Source organism: Spirillospora sp. NPDC048911 (genome assembly GCF_043198015.1).
Classification (GTDB): Bacteria; Actinomycetota; Actinomycetes; order Streptosporangiales; family Streptosporangiaceae; genus Spirillospora.
This window is the reverse complement of record NZ_JBICUD010000003.1, coordinates 742976-766366: the sequence shown is the minus strand read 5'-3', so window position 1 is coordinate 766366 and position 23391 is coordinate 742976. Positions and strand designations below refer to the sequence as shown.

The following is a 23391-nucleotide window of genomic DNA, read 5'->3' as shown; positions in this document are numbered from 1 at the left end:
TGGCGTCTTTTCCTAACGCAGGGGTGCTTGTGGGCGGTCGTCGCGGTGCGCTTATGTCGTGTCCAAATTTCGGTTTCGGGCTCTTGTCTGGCTGGCGGTCACGCGCGATTACCGCAGTCACGTCGGTGGTGATGCTTAGCGGCGTGCTCCAAAGTCCTGTTTCGGCTGCAAGTGCGGCCGTGACCGGCGCTGGTGGGGACGGTGTCGCGCCGACTGAGACTGCGGCGCTGACGGAGGCCGAGCGCACCGGCAAGCCGGTCCAGGTGCTGTCGAAAACGGGTTACACCCAGGAGATCATGGCGAACCCGACGGGGACGTTGACGGCGACGATCGCGGTCAACTCGATCCGCGCGCCGAAGGACGGGAAGTGGGTGCCGATCGACACCAGCTTGCAGCGTCGGGGGGACATGCTGGTTCCGGCCGCTGCAGCAGCGGACGTGGGCTTCTCGATGGGCGGGAACGGTCCGTTCGCGTGGATGGAGCGCGGGGGGCACAGGCTGGCGTTGTCGTGGCCGTACGGCGTCCTGCCGGCTCCACGAGTGGAGGAGAACACCGCCACCTATGAGGTGTTCAAGGATGTCGATCTGCAGCTGATCGCGACTGCGGACGGGTTCTCGCACCGGCTGGTGGTGAAGACGGCTGAGGCGGCCAAAGACCCACGGCTGGCGAAGATTGATCTCGGACTGGCGACCTCCACGGTGGAGCTCAAGACGACCGGGTCGGGCGAAGTTCATGCGGTGGATCCCACGTCGGGTGGTCTGGTGTTTCAAGCACCGGCTCCGGTGATGTGGGAATCAACTGGTCGGACTCCAGTTGTGCCTTCGGCAGCGCCGCGGCGAACCGGATCGGCTGAAGCGGGCTCTGATTCCGGTGAGGGCCGGACCGCCCCGGTGAAGGCCGTGGTAGACCGGGATTCGCTGGTGCTGGAGCCTGATCAGGGGCTGCTGCGTGATCCGGCTGCGGACTTTCCGCTGACGATCGATCCGGATGTTCATTCGCCGAAGCCGAACAAGTGGGCGATGATTTCTGACAGCCAGCCCACGTTGATCAACTTTCCGACCGAGTACAAGGCCGGCACCACGGTCCGCAAGGGTCAGGGTGTGGGCTATTGCCATCAGAGCGGTGTCGGGATGGGGGACTGCGGCAACGGTCTGAAGAAGCGGCTGCTCTTTCAGTTCCCCTCGCATGTGTTCAATGGCTACAACATACTGACCGCTGAGTTCCAGGCATATCAGACGCTTAACTACAACGGGGAGTTGACGCCGGTCGAGTTGTGGCTCACCAAGGTGATCAACGGTGGAATGACGTGGGGGAACTCAAGTTCCACGGGGTCGACGGGGTTTTGGCAGAAGAAGCTGCACGCCTTCACCAGCAACAAGGGCGGGCCCAACATCGGCCAAGGACCGGTGTCGTCCTCCAGCGCGAGCCTACGTGATACCGTCCAGCGATCCGCGGACGGGTACTGGTCAACGATCACGTTGGGGCTCAAATCCCCGAACGAAAGCAATTTGAGCTACTGGAAGCGATTCCAAGGCGGTTCAGAGCCTGCCTTCGCGCCAGTGCTGCGCGTCGAATACAACCTTCCCCCGAACCAGCCGAACGCCAACGAACTGCAAACGGTCTCTGAAGGCTTCGGGCACGTCTGCCGCGGCTTCAGAGATCCACGTAGAGATTACATCCGCAAGAAGTCCGGGATGCGGCTCAGTGCATACTTGCGGGACACGAGTGCAAAAAATGAATTGCTGAAGGGTGAATTTGAAGTCTGGTGGGACGGAGCTAAGCAACGTACTTACTGGACGGACGTGAAACCCAAGGGCAGCAAGTTCGAGACCGAGGCACTTGACTCCCTCGCAATACCTGAGAACAAGGACATCTCATGGCGTGTGCGTGCCTGGGATCAGAGGCTCGTGGACGGGAAGTATGTCAACCAGGGCGTCAGCCCCTGGAGCAATGTGCAGAGTGGTTCGGATGGCGAAATAGTCTGGCAGAACCCTGATGCGCGGTGGTGCGTTTTCATCTACGACCACACCAAACCGCCCCGGCCTAACGTGATATCCCAGGACGGGCGCTATCCGATGACCGACCCACAGGACACCAACGCGCCCTGGAGTGACGGAGTCGGTCAGTACGGGCGGTTCAAGTTGTCCCCAGGTGTCGAGCCGGGTAGGCCTGTGGACAAGTTGAAGGGCTACTGGTACACCAACGGTGCCGGTCAGCGGGCATGGGTTCCTGCCGCTGCGGATGGCACTGCGGTCGTGGATGTGCTGCCCGAGACCGGCGGATCCAAGTCCTTGGCCGTTGAGGCAGTGGACCTGGTCGACATGCCCAGCGAAAAGAATCCCTATCCCTACCGCGTGGCCGAGGGCAAACCCAATAGTGGGGCCTGGCCGCTAGATAAGGCTACTGATCAGGAGCCGGATGGCGAACTCCGGGACAGTTCGGGCAACGGGCATCCCGCTTCGATGCGCGGCGGCGCCAAGATCAGTCCTGACCTCGGCGGCAAGGTCGGTGAGTCCTTGGTCTTGAACGGTGCCACTGACTACGCCGAGACGACCGCCGGAGTGGTAGAGGCCTCGCAGAGCTTCTCGGTGTCGGCATGGGTGAAGCTCACCGAAAAGGTCAATTACCGGAACGCCGTCAGCCTTGACGACGGCACGACGACCCACGCATGGCTGCAGTACTCGATCGCCGAAGACCGGTGGAACTTTTCTCTGGCCGGATCAGCCCGCACCCTGTCGGACGCTCCTCCACAACTGAATGAATGGACCCATTTGGTCGGGGTGTACGACGCCTACCGTGGCCAGACCCGTCTTTACGTCAATGGCAAGCTCCAATCAGCGCCGACCCAGGTCGCTGCTCCTCTTGTGGCCGGCGCTAGGAAGGTCGCTATCGGCCGATCCTTGGTGAACCAGGCGCCCGCGGAAATGTGGCCGGGTGAGGTTGACGACGTTCGCGTCTTCGGCCGCATCGTTACTAACGATGAGGTCATGAAACTCGCCGATTCACCGGCGCAGGTAAAGGCATGGTGGAAGCTGAGCAGCCCCACCGACGAGATCGGAAACCAGCATCCGCTGGCACTCAGCGGCCCAGGACCTGAATTCCGGCCACCCGCCCAGGACGGACGGATCGGTGACGGCAAGGGCGGCCTGTGGTTGCCGGCGACAGCCAAAGCGTTCGCGACCACCTCGGGTCCGGTGGTGAACACCGACGAGAGCTTCACCATCACCGGATGGGCCACACCCGACCACAACCCGGACGCCGACGATCTCAACAACCCAGGCCCCACCGCGACGGCGGCGGTGTTCTCCCAGTCCGGGGCGGTTAACAGCGCGTTCACGGTGCGCTGGCACCCCCGCGCGTTCAAGGGGACCGACCCCGCAGATCCCGAAAGCCCGACCCAGGTCGACAAGGGCGGCTGGCAGATCGAGATGCCCGACAAGGACCAGGCGGCGGATGTCACCTGGAATCGGACCTTTCACCCGTCCAGCAAGGTCGTCTTCGGTGACCAAGCAGCCGACCACCTGGCGCTGGTGTACGAGGCCACATCCGACACGATGACGCTCTACGTCAACGGTCAGTTCGCCCAGAGGATTTCAGAGCTCAAGGGCGTTCCTTCGTTCGCCGGCACGAAGGAACTCCGGATCGGCGCCACCAAGAACAACAACACCATCGGAGAGTTCTTTCCCGGTCTCATCGATGACGTCTGGGCTTTCCAGGGAGCGCTTGGCATGACCCAGATCGGCTGCCTGGCGAACCCGACTGAGCAGCAGAGCCCCGCCGGTTGCCTGGCCAAGCCGTAAGCGACCCGGCTCTTCCCCCAACGACAACGTCTTGTTGCACCTTTGCAGGGTGCACATGCGGCATGGAGGCTGCAGTGAGCAAGCGTGGGCACATGATGCTGTCGGGCCGAGCCGGCATGCTCCGGACCGTCGCGCTGGGAACGGCCATCGGGCTGAGCGCTGGGTTGTTCGTGGCGCCGCCCGCCCAGGCCGACGATGCCCCAGGCCGCCCGAAGGTCAAGTCGGCCGACCGGTCGGTCAAGACCACACCTCTGCGGACCAAGCCACGCCTGTCCAGTCCCAAGGCGTTCACCCGGGCACCGCTGCCGTCTCCGTCCTGGCCAAAACCGGGCTCGGCCGAAGTCGTTGTCCCCGGCGCAGCAACTACGGCCAAGCGCGGCTCATCAGGTGCAGTGCGTGCCGGCAGGACGCCAGTATGGGTGGCTGCCCCAGATTCCCGGTCAGTCAAGCGGCTGCCAACGGGTGCTTCCGGCGAGGTAGCCGGACGTGCCCGAGTGCGCATTGTTGATCGGTCCGCTACTGAGAAGGCCGGATTGACGGGTGTCGTGTTCACCGTTGGCCGTACGGACACGCCCCCTGCCGGCCCGCTGCGAGATGGCTTGCTCAAGGTGGGCCTGGACTATTCGGAGTTCGCGACTGCTTTCGGCGGATCCTACGGATCCTCGCTACGGCTGGTGCAGTATCCCGCCTGCGTGCTCACCACACCCAGCCGACCGCAATGCCGAACCGCCACCCCGATCCAGACTCTCAACGACACCGAACATCGGACACTGTCCGCCGACGTGATCGCGGCTCCCGAGCCGTCCGCCGCTGCGACGGGGATGGCGACCGTGTTGGCCGCTGAGCCCGACACCTCCAGCGACAAGGGTGACTACAAGGCGACCTCGCTGGCGCCGTCATCGACGATCGACGTGGGAACGCAGACCGGTGAGCTCCGATGGTCCCAGCCGATGCGGGTTCCTCCGGTTCCGGGAAGCCTGACGCCGAACGTAACGCTGTCCTACAACTCCGGCAGCATCGATGGCCGCACCTCCAACACCAACAATCAGTCCTCATGGGCGGGTGACGGTTTCGAGTTGTGGCCCGGTTATATCGAGCGTGGCTACAAAACCTGCGAAGACGATGACGACAAGGATGTCGACGACGTTCCGAAAAAGGACGGAGTCAACTATCCGGGTGATCGCTGCTGGGGATATGACAACGCCACCATCAGCTGGAACGGTAAGGGTGGCGAGCTGATCCCGGCCGGGGCCAATAAGTGGCGGCTGCGCAACGATGACGGCACCCGGATCGAGAAGCTGACCGATGCCGGCGTCGACAACGGCGACAACGACAACGAGTACTGGAAGATCACCACCACCGACGGCACCCAGTACTACTTCGGATACGACAAGAAGATTCCCGGTGGGTCCAAGTCGACATGGACCGCGCCGGTCTACGGCGACGACAGCAGCGATCCCTGCCACAAGAGCAGCGGGTTCGCGGACTCCTGGTGTCAGCAGGCCTGGCGATGGAACCTGGACTACGTCGAGGACCGCAACGGCAACGCCATCACCTACACCTACACCTCCGAGACCAACCACTACGGGCGGAACCTCAAGGCCTCCGACCAGACGCCCTACGTGCGGGGCGGGACTCTGGCCACCATCTCTTATGGTCTGCGCAAGGACACGTTGTCTGCCAAGGCGCCGGCCAAGGTGGTGTTCGACACCGCTGAGCGGTGCTTGGCGGCGGACATGGCCAACTGCGCCGAAACCAAGATCGACACCAACCGCAGTTTGTGGCAGGACACTCCCTGGTATCTCAACTGCGGCTCCACCCAGGACTGCGAACTGGGCCACGGTGCGCTCTCGCCGACCTTCTGGTCCCGCAAGCGGCTGACCAAGGTCACCACCCAGATCGCCAATGCCGACACGACCAAGTGCAGCGGCAAGGCCTACTGTGACGTGGATTCCTGGGCGCTGACACACCAGTGGGGCGAAGCCGACGCCGACCGTTCACTGCTGATGACATCGGTGCAACACACCGGACACGGCGGAGCGACCACGGCAGCACCGATCGAGCTGCCCAAGACGACCTTCGCCTACAAGGAGATGCCCAACCGGGTCGACAAGCTCGGCGACACCGAAGGCCCTTACTACAAATACCGGATCGTCGGCGTCAACGACGAATACGGTGGTCAGCTTAGTGTCAACTACCTAGGCGGCAACTGCTCCCTGGAGAACAAGCCCAAGCCGGAAAGCAACACCACTCGCTGCATGCCGGTGATGTGGGAACACGGCTCGCTTGCGAATCCGTCGCTGGACTGGTTCCACAAGTACGTGGTGGCCTCCACCGCCAAGGTGGACCGGACCGGCTACTCGCCGCAGACAGTGACCGCCTACGACTACCAGGGCCCAGCGGCCTGGCACTTCGACGACGATGACGGGCTGACCAGGCAGAAGTACAAGACCTGGGGTCAGTGGCGCGGCTACGGCAAGGTCAGCGTCACCACCGGTGGCCTCAACGCCCCCAAGACACAGACCGACTACCTCTACCTGCGCGGCATGCACGGTGATTGGAGCAATCGCAGCGGCGGCCGAAAAGAGGTCATGGTCTCCGACGAGGCATCCACCGTGCACAGCAACGGACAGGATCTGCTTTATCAAGATCATGAATCACTGGCCGGCTTCGAATTGAAGAAGGTCGTGCGCAACGGCGCCGACGGGCCCGCGCACGCGGTCACCTTGAACGTGCCCTGGCAGCACCAGACGGCCTCGCGCACCCGACCGTGGGGCACAACGACGTTCACGGTCACCGCGAATCTTGTAGCGGCGGACAGCAGCAGCACCCACACCGCGATGGGAGCGCCTGGCTCGTGGCGTACGACGCGCGTCAACACCCGCTACGACACAGAAACGGGCAGGAAGGTCTGGGAGGACGACCAAGGCGACACCGCGACCGGCGCTGACGATCGGTGTACCCGGACCGAGTATGCCGACAACGACACCCGGTGGTTCAAGTCGTTCCCGTCCCGGGTGGATGTGGTCTCCCAAAGCTGCAGCGTTCAGAATCCCGATCGTCAGAACCACACCGTCTCCGACACCTCCACCACCTACGACGCCAACGGCAACAGCAAGCAGAGCAAGCGGCTTGTCTCGCATGACGGCAGCACCGCCAGTCAGCAAGTCCTGTCCACGACGCAGCTTCGTGATGTGTTCGGTCGCCCCCGGGAAATGCTGGATACCAAGGGCCAGTTGACCACCACCAGCTACGTCGAGAACACCTCCGGACTCACCACCAGCGTCAAGACCGTCTCCCCGCCGGTGGATCCCACCAATGCTTCCAGCCGGAAGCTGGAGACCAGCCAGACCCTGCAGCCGGCCTGGGGACAGCCGACCGCCAAGACCGACGCCGGTACCAAGCGCACCGATCTGGCCTACGATCCCCTCGGCCGCCTGATCAAGGTGTGGTTGCCGGACCGGCCGCGGGACCGTAACCCGATTCCCAATATCGAGTACACCTACCAGGTCACCGAGAACAAGATCGTTACAGTGGGGATGCGGACCGTCACCTCCACCGGCGGGCAGACCCCCTACGGATACACCCTCTACGACGCGTCACTGCGGGCCCGCCAGACTCAAGACCCCGGCCCGCAGGGCGGCCGGCTGGTCACCGACACTTTCTTCGATGCGGTGGGCAAGGTGCAGTCCACCTACGCCAGCTACCACTCCACCGGTGCACCCGAACCGGTGTTGATGAAGCCCGGCCAGGTCGAAGCCCAGACCCGCTACACCTACGACGGCCTGGGCCGCGTCTTGACCGAGGAACTCGCCGACGGAGCCGGCGACGCCGCCACACTCTGGCAGACCACCACCAGCTACCCCCGCGGCGACACCGTCCACGTGCAACCCCCCGAAGGCGGCACCCCGACCTCCACCGTCACCGACGCCCGCGGCAACACCACCAAGCTCATCCAGCACGGCCCCAACGGCAAGAACGACACCAGCACCTACGGCTATGACCATGCAGGGCGCCTGAAGACCATCACCGGACCGGGCGGCAAGACCTGGACGTACAACTACGACCAGCTGGGACGCAAGACCGGCAGCATCGACCCCGACCGGGGCACCGACGCGATCCACTATGACGAGTTCGACCGCGTGTCCTGGACCCAGGACGCCCGTGGACAGAAGATCTTCACCAGCTACGACGGCCTGGGCCGCACGACCGCAACGCGTTCCGGCTCTGCCACCGGCCCACTGCTCACCAGCCGGACCTATGACACCGTCCGCGCCGGCCAGCTGACCTCGGCCTCGCGGTGGGCACCGGGCCCGGACGGCAAGACTTACGAGTACACCTCCAAGGTCGACGTCTATGACGCCCTCAACCGGCCGACCACCACCACCGTCACCATCCCCGCCGAGGAAACGCTGCCCGGCGCCGCCAAGGGATTGAACGGCTCCTATACCTTCAACACCGTCTACAACCCCGATGGCACCGTGCAATCCATCGGCCTCCCTGCCGCCGGTGGCCTGGCGTCTGAGGTCGTCAGACCTGGCTACGACGAGCTCAAGCGCGCCACCACACTCACCGGGCTGAGCACCTACGTCACCCACACCCAGTACTCCCTGACCGGCAAGCCCGAGCAATACCAGCTGGAAGCCGGGGCCAAGAAGGCCTGGCTCAGCTACGGCTACCAGAACGTCACCCAGCGGCTCAAGACCATCGCGGTGGAACGCCAAGACGTCCCGGGCGTCGACCTCAACGCCACCTATGACTACGACAACGCCGGAAACGTCCGCTCCATCGTCGACGACGCACGCGCCAACGCACCCACCACCGACGGCGGCACCCGAGGCATCGACACCCAATGCTTCCGCTATGACCACCTACGCCGTCTCACCGAGGCATGGGCCCAAAACGGCGGCACCTGCCCCAACGACCCCAACTACGCCATCGCAGGCGGCCCAGCCCCCTATCGGATCAGCTATCAGTTCGCCGACGACGGCAGCCGCATCAAGGAAGAACACCACACCGCCACCGGCCTGGCCGCCACCCGCAACTACGCCTACGCCGGAGACAAGGGCCCCGACGGCCAGACCATCGGCGGCAGCGTCCGCGGACACATGCTTGGCGCCGTCACCCAAACCGGAACCAGCCCCCATACCGGCCCCGCCGCAACCGAGACCTACACCTACGACGAAGCCGGCAACACCCAAACCCGCAAGATCGGGGACCGCACCCAAACCTACGTCTGGGACGCCGAAAACGAGATCCAAAAGATCACCGACGCCGGCAACACCGACACCAGCCTCAACGGCGACACCACCTTCGTCTATACCCCCGACGGCGACCGCCTGATTCGCCGCGACCCCACCGCCACCACCCTCTACCTGCCCGGCATGGAGCTCACGCTCACCAAAACCAGCGGCGCCAGCCCGACCGCGACCCGCTACTACAGCCACAACGGCCAAACCATCGCCCAACGCACCACGGCCGGCGTCACCCTCCTGGCCGGAGACCACCAAGGCACCAGCCAACTCACCATCGACGCCGCCGACAACACCAAACTCACCCAACGCCGCCAAACCCCCTACGGCCAACCCCGCGACACCACCACCCCCGCCTGGCCCACCACCATGGACAAGGGCTTCGTCGGCGGCACCAAAGACCGCACCGGCCTCACCCATCTATCCGCCCGCGAATACGACCCCAACACCGGCCGCTTCATCAGCGTCGACCCCGTCTTCAACCTCACCGACCCACAAAGCTGGAACGGCTACACCTACGCCGACAACACCCCCGTCACCACCAGTGACCCCTCTGGCCTGGACAACTGTTCCGACGGAGCCTGCGGTGACAGCGATCTTGGTGACGGCGGCGCCGGCGGCTACCCTGACGGTCACCCCAACGAGGGTCTCAACGACGACTACGACCCCTACAACGAACACCCCGATAACAGACGTCCGGAAGCACCGAAAGGCGCAAAACCCAAGCCGGGTACGCCCGTTGACACCTGGAAACAACAACTACGCAAGAACGTCATCAACCTGCGCCAATCACCCAACAAGCAGCTCTACGCCCAGTGGCTCGCGTTCTACTGTTACGAATTCTCCAGTGACACCTCCGTCTGCAACCCTAAGTTCGACCCCCACAAGGCACCTCAGATTTTGCAGATGCTCCCGGGGGCCGAGACCGCGGGTGACGTCCTTGACGGCCTCACCTATGCCTCAGAGGGCAACTGGCCAGGAGTAGCAGCAAGCGCTGTTGCACTCGGCCTCCCCGTTCCCGTGGCGAGTAAGTTCCTGAGAAGACTTTTTGGAGTCGGTAAGGCGTGCACTCGTAACAGCTTCACGCCGGACACTCAAGTTCTGATGGCCGACGGTACAAAAAAGGCCATCAAGGACATCGAGGTTGGCGACGAGGTCATCGCCACAGACCCCGAGACAGGGCAAACTCAGAGCAAGCCCGTTCTGCATACCATCAAGGGAAGCGGCAAGAAGCGACTGGTTCAGATCACAATCGATGCCACCGCTTCTCGGCCCATCTGGTCCATCACCAAGCCGGGCATCGAAAACCCCGGAGCCAAGATCCGCCAAGGTAACTCGACAGCCCACTCGGTCACCGCTACCGCTGGCCACCTTTTCTGGGTTGCCAACGGTATGAACAAGTGGATCAAGGCTGAAGACCTGAAACCAGGTATGTGGCTTCGCACCAGTACGGGAACCTATGTACAGGTCAAATCAACCAGAGCCTGGTCGACGGCCCAGCAGCGCGTCCGCAACCTCACGGTGGCCGATCGGCACACCTATTATGTATCATTTGGCAGTACATATGTCCTGGTACATAATGACGACCCACCGATCGACCTGAATGGTAAGAGCTACACTGTATGGCAGCGCGGCCCCTACCGCATCGATATTGAAGCCAGAAATGGTATGAAGCAGATGCACTTCCAGGAGCAAATTCCGGGCGTGAAGTCGGGAGATGCTCCGAAGTATCAGTATAATCCCGCAACTGGCGAATTTGATGGTATGCCCAAAGCGCTGCAGCGGGACTTGAGGAAGAATTATCCGGACTATGGCAAGGGGCTAAAGAAAGGTGCGGAAGTCTTCGACCGAGTAATTGGCGAGTGCCCGTGATGGTATGGTGCATCAGTCGGCGCCATGGATGGGGTCTGTATGGCATGGATGAGTGCTGATGCTGCAAGGATTGCCGGCAGAGGCTTTTTTCAGAGCATTGCTCAGGACGATCTGATTTCGGAACTTCAAGCTCCTATAGATGGCGGATGGATGATTTCTGATGGCGCGACTTTGCTAAGGGCTTGGCGTGAGAGCTATTTTGGGGACAGATCGAGATTTTCTGAGGTGGTTGACTATGAGGTCGCCGTAAACGGTCGTGGTATTCCAGACATGGACCTTGATTCTGTAGGTGAGGTCCGCGTTCTGCGATTGCTGCGGCGTGGAGTGGCGTTTGCCTGGGCGGCGCTAAATAGACAGCACTGCGAACTTCCGTCCATTAGGATGGCTGCCTATGTTTCTGTTGCGCCGACGCTGTTTGATCCTGCTCATTTTACGGGAAATGTGACCTTCTGTACGATGGGTCCGGGCCGGCCTATATATATAGACCCAGAACGAACTGGGAATGAAATTGTTGTAGCGCTTTTCACCGAGGATTGCGAGGAGTGCGTTCCTAAGAGATAAGAGGAAAACCTCCCGGGTGCCTGCTGGGCTTGAGTTTATGATGTCATGGCGCCGACAAGCTGGCTGTGAACTGACCGGCGAGCGCTCCTATCGCCCGGCCAAGACCCTGGTTGTTCATCTTGCGAAGGGGTTCGACTTCCTCGGCTCCGGGTCGTCTGGATGTGAAGCGGGGAACGGCCAGGTGGCATGTGTATACGCTCATCGCAGACGAGCCGGGCGAGTCGTTGAAGCGGAAGAGCAAGGCACTGACCTCACGGTTGTCGGATCTCGATTACAAGATCGCGTTGATCCGGATCAAGCTGGATCCTGCGCGGCTGGGTCAACTACTTCAAACATGCGGTCGCCAAGCACACCATGTGACGCCTGCACACCTTCGTCTGGTGGCGGGTGGACCGTTGAGTGATGCACCGGCATCGCATGACGTGGACGGCCATCCGACGAAGGCTCCGGGGTCTGAAAGGACGCTGGAGACCCATCGAACTGGATGGGGTCCCTTGCTTGGCCCCGGCAGAGTGGCGTTTTATCGTTACCGCTACCGCGATGTTCTCGGCATCTCGAGCCCTTGGCCAGACGCCCTGACCGGCCTATCCCAACAACATGACCTCGTGGAGAGCCCGGTGCGGAGTAATTCGCACGTCGGCTTCGGAGGATGGGTCGGGAATTTCCCAGAGTTCAGGCGAACTGAAGAGTTCTCAGCAGGAATTGAAAGGTTAGTTTCCGCTATGGGGCGTTTCTGCCCTTGGGCTCGGATGAACTGGTGGGTTCCTGGCGTTCGGCGGTGGTGGTGAGGTGGCCGCGGTGTTCAGGCGTGGACGCTACTGAGAGGTCGAGGCAGACTGAGATTCCCCGTTCCACGGCCAGCTGGGGTGAGATGGGTCAGCCGGTGGCCGGTGAGGTTCGATGCTGTTCCTTGAAGGCGACCGGGCTGAGCATTCCGAGACTGGAAGGCGCAGTTCGACCATTTCCTTCTTCTCCGCCGTGGTCAGCCCGCCCTGACGGCCTTCGTCCACCGCGGCTTGACGGATCCAGTTACTCAGGCACGACTGGCTGATTCCCAGGCTCTTGGCCAGCGCAGAGACCGACTTGTCGCCCGTGCGGGCGAGCTCCACAGCACGACGCCGGAACTCCGGCGGATGAGGTACAGGCACGAGCCACTTCCTTCCCCGTTGGCCCCACGACCAACTCAGGTCACGTGGCCGTGGAACGGGGGGAAGCTCACTCAAGTCCTGAGCGGGTGTGAGATGGGGGTCAGCTCCAGATGGTTACGTGGACTGGGGGGCGGAAGCGGGATGGGGGGACGCCGGTGTCTGGGCTGCGCATGACGTGGAGGGCGTCGGGTGTCGTGACGTAGCGGCGGAACGCTTCGGCTAGGTCAGGTCTGCGGTTGGCGAGTGTGGTGGCGTGCCAGCAGATGTTCAGGGGTGTCGCTGGGGTGGCGATTAAGGGGAGGTCGCCTCGGCGGAGGTGGGCGATGGCCAGGGCTACGCCTTGACCGTCGGCGGCGGCCGACCAGGCTGCGGTTTGGGTGGGGAAGACGCGGGTTTGGTTTTCGGTGACTTTGAGGCGGCGGAGGAGAGTGCTCGTTTCGCTGCGGGGGTCGGTGCCTGAGGGGTCTACGAGCCAGGTGGTGGCGGGTGTGGCGCCTACTGCTATGAGGCTCGTTCTGAAGATGGGCTCGGAGCGGAGGGCGGGGTCGTCGCCCAGGTAGGGGCCCAGGGCTATGTCGGCCAGGTGGTTGTGCAGGAGGGGTGGGATTTCGCGGGTTGCGACGGTGCTGGCGTTCGCCTCGATCTTGCGGGATGAACGGCGGACGAATGCGTCTAGGAGTGGGTTGGCGACGAACTCTGCCAGGGCCGGGGTGGCTATCACGCGGAGGGTTTCGGGGGCGTGGACGGAGGTTTCGGCTTCGGAAGCCAGGGACAGCATCTGGGCGGCTATCGGGAGGAGACGGGCGCCTGCTTCCGTGAGGGCCATTCCGTCGGAGGCGCGGGTGAGGAGGGGGTCGCCGAGGTGGCGGCGGAGAGCGGAGAGGGCCTGGGAGACGGCCGGCTCGCTCACGGAGAGTGCGCGGGCGGCCTCCTGGACCGAACCCAGGCGGGCTACCAGGACGAACGCTCTCAGCTGGGTGAGAGTCATGGCTTCAGTTTGCGATTAAGGCTTCGGTTATTCATCGGTTGTGGCCGGTGGCGGACGCGATCAGAATCCGGGCATCTCAAGGGAGGCCCACATGCAGGTTCCCGCCAGTTTCGAATATGCGAAGGCCACGAGTGTCGATATGGCCCTGGCCTTGCTCGCGCGGCACGGTCCGGAGGCACGGGTGGTGGCGGGCGGTCACAGTCTGTTGCCGATGATGAAGCTCCGGCTGGCCGAGCCCGAGGCTCTTATCGACATCAATGATGTTGATGAGTTGTCGTTTATCAGGGTTGACGGGGATGTGCTGGGGATCGGCGCGTTGACTCGGCACGCGGAGCTGCTGGATTCGGCTCTGGTGGGGGAGCACTTTCCTGTTCTGCATGATGCAGAACGGGTGATCGCGGATCCTGTGGTGCGCAATCGGGGGACGGTCGGGGGCTCGCTGTGCCAGGCCGATCCTTCAGAGGATTTGTCCGCGGCGTTCGCGGCGTTGCGGGCGGTCGCGGTGATCCAGGGGCCGGGCGGGGAGCGGACGGTGCCTGTGCGGGAATTCCACACCGGGCCGTACGAGACGGTGGTGGAGGCGGGAGAACTCCTTACCGAGCTGCGGGTGCCGATCAGGCCCGGCGGATCCAGCGCGTACGAGAAGGTCGAGCGGCGGGTGGGGGACTGGCCGCTGGCGGCGGCCGCCGCCGCGTTGTGGCTGGACGGTGGCCGGGTCGCCGAGGTCGGGATCGGGCTGACGGCCGTGCGGGCCGAGCATTTCGTCGCGGTCGAGGCGGAGGCGGTGGTGCGCGGCGCCGAGCCGTCCGAGGAGGTCTTCCGGGAGGCGGGACGGGTCGCGGCGGAGCACTGCGATCCGGGCTCGGACCAGCGCGGGCCGGCCGATTACAAGCGGCATCTGGCGGGCGAGTTGACGGCGCGGGCGCTGCGGCGCGCGTACGGGAGGTGCCTGGGATGAACATCACGGTGTCGGTGAACGGCGAGAACTACGTGCGGGACGTCGAGCCGCGGCTGCTGCTCGTTCACTTCCTGCGGGACGAGCTCGGGCTGACCGGGACGCACTGGGGGTGTGACACGTCCAACTGCGGTGCGTGTGTGGTGTGGCTGGACGAGGTGCCGGTGAAGTCGTGCACGGTGCTCGCCGTCATGGCGGACGGGAAGGCCGTGAGGACGGTCGAAGGGCTCGAACGGGACGGTGTGCTCGATCCCGTCCAGGAGGGTTTCTCGGTCTGCCACGGCCTGCAGTGCGGCTTCTGCACGCCGGGGATGCTGATGACCTCGCGGTGGCTCCTCGACCGCAACCCCGACCCGTCCGAGAGTGAGATTCGTGAGGCGATCTCGGGCCAGATCTGCCGCTGCACGGGCTACGAGAACATCGTGAAGTCGGTGCGGTGGGCCGCCGAGCACCATGAGGACGTGACGTCATGACCGAGACCACGCACGGCTTCGGGCGGGTGCCGCGCAAGGAGGACGCCCGTTTCATCCGCGGCAAGGGCACGTACGTCGACGACGTGCGGCTTCCCGGGACGCTCTTCGGGGCGGTGCTGCGCAGCCCGCACGCCCACGCCCGCCTGCTGTCGGTCGACACTTCGGCGGCCGAAGCCCATCCGGGCGTACGGGCGGTCATCACGGGCGCGACGCTGGAGGGGCTCAACCTCGCGTGGATGCCGACGTTGTCGGGCGACGTCCAGGCCGTGCTGGCGACCGACAAGGTGCGCTTCCAGGGGCAGGAGGTCGCGTTCGTCATCGCCGACGACCACTACGCGGCACGTGACGCGCTGGAGCTCATCGACGTCGACTACGAGGCGCTGCCCGCGGTGATCGACGCGAGAACGGCCCTCGACGACGGCGCGGCCGTCATCCGGGACGACCTCGAAGGCAAATCCGACAACCACATCTTCGACTGGGAGGCCGGCGACGCCGACCTCACCGAGCGGATCTTCGCCGAGTCGGACGTGGTCGTCGCGCAGGACGTGCTCTATCCGCGCGTCCACCCGGCGCCCCTGGAGACCTGCGGGATCGTCGCCGACATGGACAAGGTGACCGGCAAGCTCACCGTCTGGACCACCACGCAGGCCCCGCACGCCCACCGCACCGTCTACGCCCTGGTCGCCGGGCTGCCCGAGCACAAGATCCGGGTGATCTCGCCGGACATCGGCGGCGGCTTCGGCAACAAGGTCGGCATCTACCCCGGCTACGTCTGCGCGATCGTCGGCTCGATCGTGACGGGCCGTCCGGTCAAGTGGATGGAGGACCGCTCCGAGAACCTCATGACGACGTCGTTCGCCCGCGACTACCACATGCGCGGCGAGATCGCGGCGACCCGCGACGGGCGCATCCGCGGGCTGCGCGTGAAGACGCTCGCCGACCACGGGGCGTTCAACGGCACGGCGCAGCCGACCAAGTACCCCGCGGGCTTCTTCCACGTCTTCACCGGGTCGTACGACATCGAGGCCGCGCACTGCGCGGTGACCGGCGTCTACACCAACAAGGCGCCGGGCGGCGTCGCCTACGCCTGCTCGTTCCGCATCACCGAGGCCGCCTACCTGGTCGAGCGCATGATCGACGTGCTGGCGGCCGAGCTCGCCCTGGACCCCGCCGAGCTCCGCCTGCGCAACCTCGTCCGCCCCGAGCAGTTCCCGTACTCCTCGGCCACCGGCTGGGAGTACGACTCGGGCGACTACCCCCGCGCGCTGCGCGAGGCGATGAACATCGCGGGGTACGACAAACTGCGCGCCGAGCAGGCCGACCGCCGCGCGAACCCCGGCGACGGCCCGCTCATGGGCATCGGGATCAGCTTCTTCACCGAGGCCGTCGGCGCCGGGCCGCGCAAGCACATGGACATCCTCGGCCTCGGCATGGCCGACGGCGCCGAACTGCGCGTCCACCCCACCGGCAAGGCCGTGCTGCGCATCTCCGTCCAGTCCCAAGGACAGGGCCACGAAACGACGTTCGCGCAGATCGTCTCCCAGGAGCTAGGCATTCCCGTGGACGACATAGACGTCGTCCATGGCGACACCGACCAGACTCCGTTCGGCCTAGGGACGTACGGCTCGCGTTCGACTCCGGTCTCTGGCGCGGCGACAGCAGTGGTCGCCCGCAAAGTTCGCGAACGTGCGCGCCTCGTCGCGGGTGCCATGCTGGAAGCCGCGCCCGAGGACCTCGAATGGTCACCCGGCCGCTGGTCGGTGCGCGGGGAACCCGCCACCGGCGCCACCATCCAGGAGATCGCGATGGCGGCGCACGGGAGCGTCGAACTGCCCGAGGGCGTCGAAGGCCACCTGGACGCGACCACCGTCTACAACCCGCCCAACCTCACCTACCCGTTCGGCGCCTACATCGCCGTAGTCGACGTCGACGCCGGCACCGGCAAAGTCACGGTCCGGCGCTTCATCGCCGTCGACGACTGCGGCGTCCGCATCAACCCGATGATCGTCGAAGGCCAGGTGCACGGCGGTCTGGCCGACGGTGTGGGAATGGCGCTCATGCAGGTCATGGCGTTCGACGAGGACGGCAACCACCTGGGCGCCTCATTCATGGACTACCTTCTGCCGACCTCGATGGAATGCCCGTCCTGGGAGCTGGGCGAAACCACGACCCCCTCGCCCCACCACCCCCTGGGCGCCAAGGGCGTCGGCGAGTCGGCCACCGTAGGCTCACCCGCCGCGATCGTGAACGCCGTCGTGGACGCGATCGGCGTCCGCCATGCCGACATGCCGCTCACCCCGGCGAACGTGTGGCGCGTCATGCAGGGCCGCCCGTTCCGGACGGACCTGGCCATCCCATGAACCTCCTGACCCGCGCCGACGACCTCCGCAGCACGCGCACCCCGTTCGTCCTGGCCACAGTGGTACGCACCGAACGCCCGACCAGTGCGAAGACGGGCGACCGGGCGCTGGTGCTGCCCGACGGAACACTAGAAGGTTTCGTAGGCGGCTCCTGTGCAGCGTCAACCGTCCGCACCCAGGCCCTGCGCCAACTCGAATCAGGCGAATCAACGCTCCTGCGCATAACACCAGCGCCCACAAACCCTGAGGACGGCCTGATAACGGTCACCAACCCATGCCTATCCGGCGGCACCCTGGACGTCTTCCTAGAAACGGTGATCCCGCCCGCCCTACTCCAAATCTTCGGAGACGGCCCAGTAGCCACGGCCCTCACGACAATCGGAACAGCCGCCGGCTTCGCCGCCCACCCCTCCACCCCAGAAACAGAAATCCCCCCCGACGCCTCAGCCGTAATCGTCGCCACCCACGGCCGAGACGAAGAACCGATCCTCACAGCCGCCCTAGCCGCGTCGATCCCCTACATAGGCCTAATAGCCAGCCGAACCCGAGGCGCCGCCGTCATTTCCGCCCTAGAACAAGGCGACCGAATCCACACCCCCGCAGGCCTGGACATAGGCGCCCGCACAGCCCCCGAGATAGCCCTGTCAGTCCTTGCCGAAATCCTGTCCCTCCGCCCCCGCCCAGCCCCGGCCCCATCAAACGCCCACCCCTGCCACTAGCTCACGTCCACCCGAGACGCGGCGTCGGTGGCCGCCTCATCCTCGTCCGCATGGTCCGCGAAACCTCCGCCAACCTTGAGGCGCTGCGAAGCGCCGCCGCCACCGGGACGCTCAAGATCGACGGGTCCCCGCCAGCCTCGGAGGCGGCTTGCCGCTCCCGCGAAACGGGTCTCGAGCCGCACTTCGGCACAGTGGCCTGGACGCTGCCGCCGTCCTACCGGGCGTTCCTGACCACGCACAATCGGCTGTCCTGTGTGCGCGAGGTCGGTGATCGCCGGGTGGAGTTCGTGGTGGTCGACGAGCGGTGTGGTGCTTCGATGTCACCCAGCCGAATGCCGACGGCGAGTACGCGGTCTACTACCACCACCAAGACGAACCCCGGGCCCGTTACCTCGAAGGCGGCGCGTGGGAGGATCCCGGCGACGCCGAACCAGACTTCGTCTCGTTCGCTGCATGGTTGACCACGATGACGGCGGCGTTCACCGCAGCCGCACCGCCCAGTTGGATGGACGAGTTGGGCAGCCCCGCCTTGGTGTGGCAGGCACGCCAGGGCGTACTGCGCCAAACCGCGAACTAACGAGCGGGCGTCTATTGGTTCTATGAGGGGTGCGGCGGAGGTGTGTCGTCAGTGGGCGGTGGAGTCGTAGGTCATGGCTCCTACTACGTTGCCGGACGGGTCGGCGAGCCAGAGGAGATGCCCGACCCCGGCGATCGTGGTGGTTTCCATCAGCACTTGGCCGCCTGCCGCGAGGGCCGTGGTTCGGGTGGCGGCCACGTCGGCCACCGCGATGGTGCATTCGAACCCTGTCGTGGGCCGGTTCGGCAGTAGGTCGCGTCGCTGTTGCAGGGCGGCGGTGACTCCGGGGCCGCCCGGTGCGCCGGCGTCGATCCGGTAGAAGCCAGGCGGTCCCCAAGGGGCGAATTCCCAGCCGAAGGCGGCCTGGTAGAACCGTCGGGTCAGGGGCAGGTCGTCGGCGTTGATCGCGACGTGGGAGAGTTCGTTCATGTCAGCACGGTAGAAGCCGGGGCGGGTTGCGCGCAGTCGCGGACGCGGCCGATTGTGTCGCGTATGCGTCATGTCGAGCCGGACCTGCGGGGCTATGCGGTGACCCATCCGCCGGGACCGCTGACCCCACCGCAAGCGGCGGGATGGCACCAGCTGATCTACGCCGCGTCCGGTGTGCTGGTCGTGGACACCGCCCGGGGCCGCTGGACCCTGCCCAGGCACCGCGCACTATGGGTGTCGGCCGGCATCGCGCACCGGCTGCGGGTGGTGCACCGCAGCGCACTGCGCATTCTCTACACCGGCCAGCGCGCGCAATTGCTGCCGGCCGGTTGCCGGGTCCTGGACGTGTCGCCGTTACTGCGCGAACTGGTGATGCACCTGGTGGCGCACGCGCCCCTGAGCCTGGACACCCCCCGCGATGCCCGATTGGTCGCCGTGCTCGGAGATTTGCTCGCCGAACTGCCATCGGACGCGGCGCTGCTGTTGCCGACACCGGCCGACCCCAGGGCGGTGGCCGCGACGCGACTGCTCACCACCCTGGACGTCGCAGCCATATGCCAGCGGGTGGGCGTCGGCCGACGCACTCTGGAGCGGCTGTTCCTGGCCGAAACCGGGATGAGCATCGGCCAGTGGCGGCGACGCAGACGCATGCTCGACGCGGTCGCACACCTGGCAGGCGGGCTGCCCGTCGCCGACGTCGCACAGCGGGTGGGCTACACCACCCCCAGCGCATTCAGCGCAGCCTTCCGAACCGAACTCGGCATGCCCCCATCACGCTGGCGACCCGTCCCACCGGGAGACAATCGCCCCCTTGGATAGGTACTCGGTCAGCTGGGGGACGGTCGCGAGCACCTGAGGGTCGACGCTCGCCCGGATCAGATCGGCCTCCTCGTCCCCCCGCTGGCCTTCGAGGATGACGACGACGAAATCGGGCGGAAGCGAGTCGTGGATGCCGCCCCGGCGGGCGGTCGCGGTCATCGCCTTGCAGACCCTCGCCATGGCGCCGTCGTGTGCCACTTCGAGCGCGCTCATCGCCGCGTCCTGTTCGGCATCGGTGCCGGCGGGCTTGAGGAATTCCTCGGTCAGACGCAGGTACCACGGCCGAATCGCCTCGCTCACGGTGTCCAGGACGTCCCACCGCCACTCCGGCGGAGCGAATCGCGTGGAGTATCCGTGACTCCGGTGCACCGCCGTCTCGATATTGGCGGCAAGAGCAGGCTGGAGAATCTGAACGTCGTCCATATAGAAGAGGTGAAAAGCCGCGGCGTAAAGCCGTTCGCCAGGATGCGCTGCGGCGAGGTCGGCCAGGGCACGGCATCCACTCTCATGCCATGCCGTCTCAAAGGCATCCCAATCCATCAGCGCACGCTACCGCGCTCCGCCGATCGTAGGTAAGCCATGAGAGCCGATGACGATGATCCCCGCCCAGGTGCGCTGGGTGCTCCCCGCGCGGACCCGGGGCTGGGCCCACACCCGGTCGATCCGTCCGCCCGCGATCCCTCAAGGACCTCCCTCCTGAACAACTTTGTTCCCTCCCCGGCGATATGCCTCTTCTGCCGCGTCTCCATGCAGGGCTCAGGTCATGCTAAGCGAATTGCCAGAGGCCGACCGGCGCAGCAACCGCATTCGATCGAGGGCCAAGCAGGCGTTGTCTGCGGCAGAAGAGCGCGGTTCGCATGATTGGGTGATGGTGAGAAACCCAGCGCTTGGGCTGGCGGTGAACCGCCGGATCCGCTCCCGCGTCCAATGGGCGGTATGGGTGGAGATGGGCGTGAATGGCGCGGCGCCATCGAGCGCAGGCGTGACCGGAGACTGGCCGCCAACATGCGCGATGCGGGCCGTCGGCACGCCCGGGACGGCAAGCCGCTGCGTGGCTGGCCGGCCGTCCGCGTTCTTCTCACCGTGGTGCTTCTGCCGGTCGCCGCGGCCAGTCTGGTCTTCGCGGGGTTCGCCTACCAGGAGGCGGCCGTGTTGCGTGATGTGAGCGTGCGCTGGCCGTCGGACGGGTGGAGAAGGCCGTGCGGGCCAAGAGTGGGAATTACGCGAACGTGCGGTTCACCACGCGCGATGGCCGCACGGTGTCCGCCAAGATCACTGCTTGGAAGCACTTTCCCGCCCGGGGTGATCGCGTGACCGTCTGCTACGCACCGGACGATCCTGACTCCTATGCCCAGGATGCCCGCCTCTGTCCCGACTTCGCCACGCCGCGCTTCGAGGCGGGCGCGGGTCTCGCCGTGCTCGCCGCGCTGTGGGCCCCTTGGCTGTTCTCCGACGCCGGTCCTGAGCCGATCGGTGGCACAGAGCAGATGAGCGGCATGGGTGCGCGTGTTCGCTGCGTACGCGCTGGCCGTCGTCATGGCCATGCTCGTTCGGTGCGGCGCCATCGCTGCGGGGTGATGCCGTAGCGGTTGCGGAAGCGGCGGACGAGATAGGTGGCGTCGCGCAGGCCGGTCCGGGCGGCCACGGCGTCGAGCGGGAGGTCGGTCTCGCGCAGCAGCCGCCGGACTTCGATCATGCGCCGTTCGGTGATCCATTCGAGCAGGGGGCGGCCGGTGCGGCGGCGGAGCACGGTGGTGAGGTGTCCGGGGGTGTAGCCGAGCGTGCGGGCGATGTCCGTGGCGGAGACCGGTTCGTGGAACGTCGCCTCGATCTTGGTGAAGACCCGCTCGACGAGCGGGTCCAGGGTGCCCGGGGCGGCCGGTGCCAGCCGCGCGGACGCGACCAGGAGCCGGGTGAGCAGGGCGGCGACGGCCTCGTGGGCCCCCGGACGGCCCGGGTCGTCGAGTTCGTCGGCCAGGTCGCCCAGCCACGCCGACCACTTCGCCTGGTCGGGTCCGGCGACCCGGCCGTGCCCGGCGCCGGGGGCGAACAGGGCCAGCAGGGGATGATGCGTCCAGGCCAGTGGGGAGACCGAGGCCAGGGCGGGGACGGCGTCCGGGGTGAACGCGACCGACCACCCGCGGCTGCGGGCGAGCTCGGCGACGGCCGCGATGCCGATGACCTGCCCGGGAGACACCGCGTGGACCTCGCCGGCACGCAGCGATCGGTCGGTGCCGTCGAGGGTGAACGAGCCCGTGCCTTCCTCGACGTAGACCAGGACGAGGAAGTCGTGGGCGTGCCGGTGGTCCGGCGGGAGGTCGGTGTGGACGGCTCCGGCGTCGAAGCGGATCACCGAGACGGCGGGCAGGCCGGGACGCTGCTGGTAGCGGTAGACCGGCGTCCCGTCGCGCCGTACGGTGCGCAGCCTCGACGGGGAGCCGGGCGACGTGCCGACCGAAGGATGTCCCATGGCTTCCAACTTACGTCCTGCTCGGCAACCGCAGAATGTCCAAGACTCGGGAGTGACGACATCAGGTCTGTCACGGGCCGCCGAGGCAGACCGCCACCGAGCGCACAGGGGACCTCCATGGCACACGTACGGATCACCGACCAGCGAACCCCGCAGGAGCGGGATCGCCCCTTCCTGCCGGGTGCGGGCAAAACCTGGCTCCTGCCGTTCTACGACGCCCTCACCCGGGTGGCCGGTGTCCGCGCCCTGCACGAGCGTGCGGTCGAGCTCGCCGGTATCGAGCCCGGCCAGGCGGTGGTCGACGTCGGCTGCGGCACGGGCAACCTGTCGTTCACCGTGCTCGCGGCCCAGCCGGGTGCGCGGGTGACCGGCCTCGACCCCGACGGAGACGCCCTGCGCAGGGCCGCGCGCAAGGCGCGCCGCCGCGGCGTCGCGCTGACCCTCGTCCAGGGATATGCCGACCGGATTCCCGGCGAGGACGCCTCGCTCGACCATGTGGTCTCGTCGTTGGCCCTGCACCACGTCGATGACGACGGCCGTGACGCGTTCGCACGCGACGCGCTGCGTGCCCTCCGGCAAGGAGGGAAGATCACCATCGTCGACTTCGGCGGCCCGGCGTCCAACGTCGAGGACGCCGGCCACTCCTCGCACGGCCCGATCCACGCCCTCCGGCACCTGCCCCGCCTCATGCGGTCCCGGGCGGCGCAGAACCCGGTCGTGGCCCGCAACCACGGCAACGGCATCATCGAGTTGCTGGCCAAGGCCGGGTTCGACGACGCCCGCGAGGTCGCGCACGCCGACCACAGGTTCGGCCGGGTCACCTTCGTGCAGGCGACCCGCCCCGTGAGCTGAAACCCGCCCATCATGTTCGCGTGGGCTTTGCCGCCGCGGTGAGGCCGCGTTCTCCATGACGAATGTCCGCAGAGGGGCGAATCACTTGCGCGGTGGGGGTCGCTGCGAGGAAGGTC

The 23391-nt window shown here is 65.7% G+C and carries 17 protein-coding genes; 12 read left to right on the top strand and 5 right to left on the bottom strand.

Features of this window, described 5'->3' with window-relative positions:
• The first annotated feature begins 179 nt into the window (after positions 1 to 179).
• From ACGFNU_RS17470 to ACGFNU_RS17455, 4 genes are all read left to right on the top strand, one after another.
• Entirely contained in the window at positions 180 to 3800 is a 3621-nt protein-coding gene (locus ACGFNU_RS17470; protein WP_392594649.1) for a LamG-like jellyroll fold domain-containing protein, read from the top strand.
• Between the two features lie 74 nt (positions 3801 to 3874).
• Complete coding sequence (locus ACGFNU_RS17465) at positions 3875 to 10924, top strand: RHS repeat-associated core domain-containing protein (RefSeq protein ID WP_392594647.1); 7050 nt, start codon at positions 3875 to 3877, stop codon at positions 10922 to 10924.
• Positions 10925 to 10963: 39 nt separating this feature from the next.
• Positions 10964 to 11485, top strand: a complete 522-nt coding sequence (locus tag ACGFNU_RS17460) for a hypothetical protein (RefSeq protein ID WP_392594645.1) — start codon at positions 10964 to 10966, stop codon at positions 11483 to 11485.
• A gap of 303 nt (positions 11486 to 11788) precedes the next feature.
• Positions 11789 to 11845 carry a group II intron maturase-specific domain-containing protein gene (locus tag ACGFNU_RS17455; RefSeq protein ID WP_392594925.1) on the top strand — a complete coding sequence of 19 codons (57 nt, stop codon included), beginning with the start codon at positions 11789 to 11791 and terminating at the stop codon, positions 11843 to 11845.
• A gap of 455 nt (positions 11846 to 12300) precedes the next feature.
• Here the strand turns inward: ACGFNU_RS17455 and ACGFNU_RS17450 are convergent, their stop codons facing one another.
• Both ACGFNU_RS17450 and ACGFNU_RS17445 read right to left on the bottom strand, forming a co-directional pair.
• Entirely contained in the window at positions 12301 to 12633 is a 333-nt protein-coding gene (locus ACGFNU_RS17450; RefSeq protein ID WP_392594643.1) for a transposase, read from the bottom strand.
• Between the two features lie 100 nt (positions 12634 to 12733).
• Positions 12734 to 13621, bottom strand: a complete 888-nt coding sequence (locus ACGFNU_RS17445; RefSeq protein WP_392594641.1) for a LysR family transcriptional regulator — start codon at positions 13619 to 13621, stop codon at positions 12734 to 12736.
• Positions 13622 to 13712: 91 nt separating this feature from the next.
• On the opposite strand from ACGFNU_RS17445, the gene ACGFNU_RS17440 reads away from it, so the two are divergent.
• The 5 genes from ACGFNU_RS17440 (at position 13713) to ACGFNU_RS17420 (ending at position 18705) form a co-directional block, all read left to right on the top strand.
• Complete coding sequence (locus tag ACGFNU_RS17440; RefSeq protein ID WP_392594639.1) at positions 13713 to 14579, top strand: FAD binding domain-containing protein; 867 nt, start codon at positions 13713 to 13715, stop codon at positions 14577 to 14579.
• Positions 14576 to 15049 carry a (2Fe-2S)-binding protein gene (locus ACGFNU_RS17435; protein WP_392594638.1) on the top strand — a complete coding sequence of 158 codons (474 nt, stop codon included), beginning with the start codon at positions 14576 to 14578 and terminating at the stop codon, positions 15047 to 15049. The genes ACGFNU_RS17440 and ACGFNU_RS17435 overlap by 4 nt, the downstream gene beginning before the upstream one ends.
• Positions 15046 to 17409 carry an aerobic carbon-monoxide dehydrogenase large subunit gene (locus ACGFNU_RS17430; protein ID WP_392594636.1) on the top strand — a complete coding sequence of 788 codons (2364 nt, stop codon included), beginning with the start codon at positions 15046 to 15048 and terminating at the stop codon, positions 17407 to 17409. The genes ACGFNU_RS17435 and ACGFNU_RS17430 overlap by 4 nt, the downstream gene beginning before the upstream one ends.
• On the top strand, positions 17406 to 18128 hold the full coding sequence (locus ACGFNU_RS17425) for an XdhC family protein (protein ID WP_392594635.1): 723 nt from the start codon (positions 17406 to 17408) through the stop codon (positions 18126 to 18128). The genes ACGFNU_RS17430 and ACGFNU_RS17425 overlap by 4 nt, the downstream gene beginning before the upstream one ends.
• 304 nt (positions 18129 to 18432) lie before the next feature.
• On the top strand, positions 18433 to 18705 hold the full coding sequence (locus ACGFNU_RS17420; protein ID WP_392594633.1) for a hypothetical protein: 273 nt from the start codon (positions 18433 to 18435) through the stop codon (positions 18703 to 18705).
• Between the two features lie 48 nt (positions 18706 to 18753).
• Here ACGFNU_RS17420 and ACGFNU_RS17415 read toward each other — a convergent pair whose 3' ends face one another.
• Entirely contained in the window at positions 18754 to 19134 is a 381-nt protein-coding gene (locus tag ACGFNU_RS17415) for a VOC family protein (RefSeq protein ID WP_392594631.1), read from the bottom strand.
• Between the two features lie 63 nt (positions 19135 to 19197).
• On the opposite strand from ACGFNU_RS17415, the gene ACGFNU_RS17410 reads away from it, so the two are divergent.
• The gene (locus ACGFNU_RS17410) at positions 19198 to 19953 is read left to right on the top strand and encodes a helix-turn-helix domain-containing protein (protein ID WP_392594629.1); all 756 of its coding nucleotides are present in this window, start codon (positions 19198 to 19200) and stop codon (positions 19951 to 19953) included.
• Here the strand turns inward: ACGFNU_RS17410 and ACGFNU_RS17405 are convergent.
• Positions 19906 to 20493 carry a hypothetical protein gene (locus tag ACGFNU_RS17405; protein ID WP_392594627.1) on the bottom strand — a complete coding sequence of 196 codons (588 nt, stop codon included), beginning with the start codon at positions 20491 to 20493 and terminating at the stop codon, positions 19906 to 19908. The genes ACGFNU_RS17410 and ACGFNU_RS17405 overlap by 48 nt on opposite strands.
• Before the next feature lie 647 nt (positions 20494 to 21140).
• Here ACGFNU_RS17405 and ACGFNU_RS17400 point away from each other — a divergent pair.
• Positions 21141 to 21539 carry a hypothetical protein gene (locus ACGFNU_RS17400; RefSeq protein ID WP_392594625.1) on the top strand — a complete coding sequence of 133 codons (399 nt, stop codon included), beginning with the start codon at positions 21141 to 21143 and terminating at the stop codon, positions 21537 to 21539.
• On the opposite strand, the gene ACGFNU_RS17395 is transcribed toward ACGFNU_RS17400, so the two are convergent.
• On the bottom strand, positions 21488 to 22423 hold the full coding sequence (locus ACGFNU_RS17395; protein ID WP_392594623.1) for a helix-turn-helix domain-containing protein: 936 nt from the start codon (positions 22421 to 22423) through the stop codon (positions 21488 to 21490). The genes ACGFNU_RS17400 and ACGFNU_RS17395 overlap by 52 nt on opposite strands.
• 117 nt (positions 22424 to 22540) lie before the next feature.
• On the opposite strand from ACGFNU_RS17395, the gene ACGFNU_RS17390 reads away from it, so the two are divergent.
• Positions 22541 to 23275, top strand: a complete 735-nt coding sequence (locus tag ACGFNU_RS17390) for a class I SAM-dependent methyltransferase (RefSeq protein WP_392594621.1) — start codon at positions 22541 to 22543, stop codon at positions 23273 to 23275.
• Positions 23276 to 23391 lie beyond the last annotated feature (116 nt).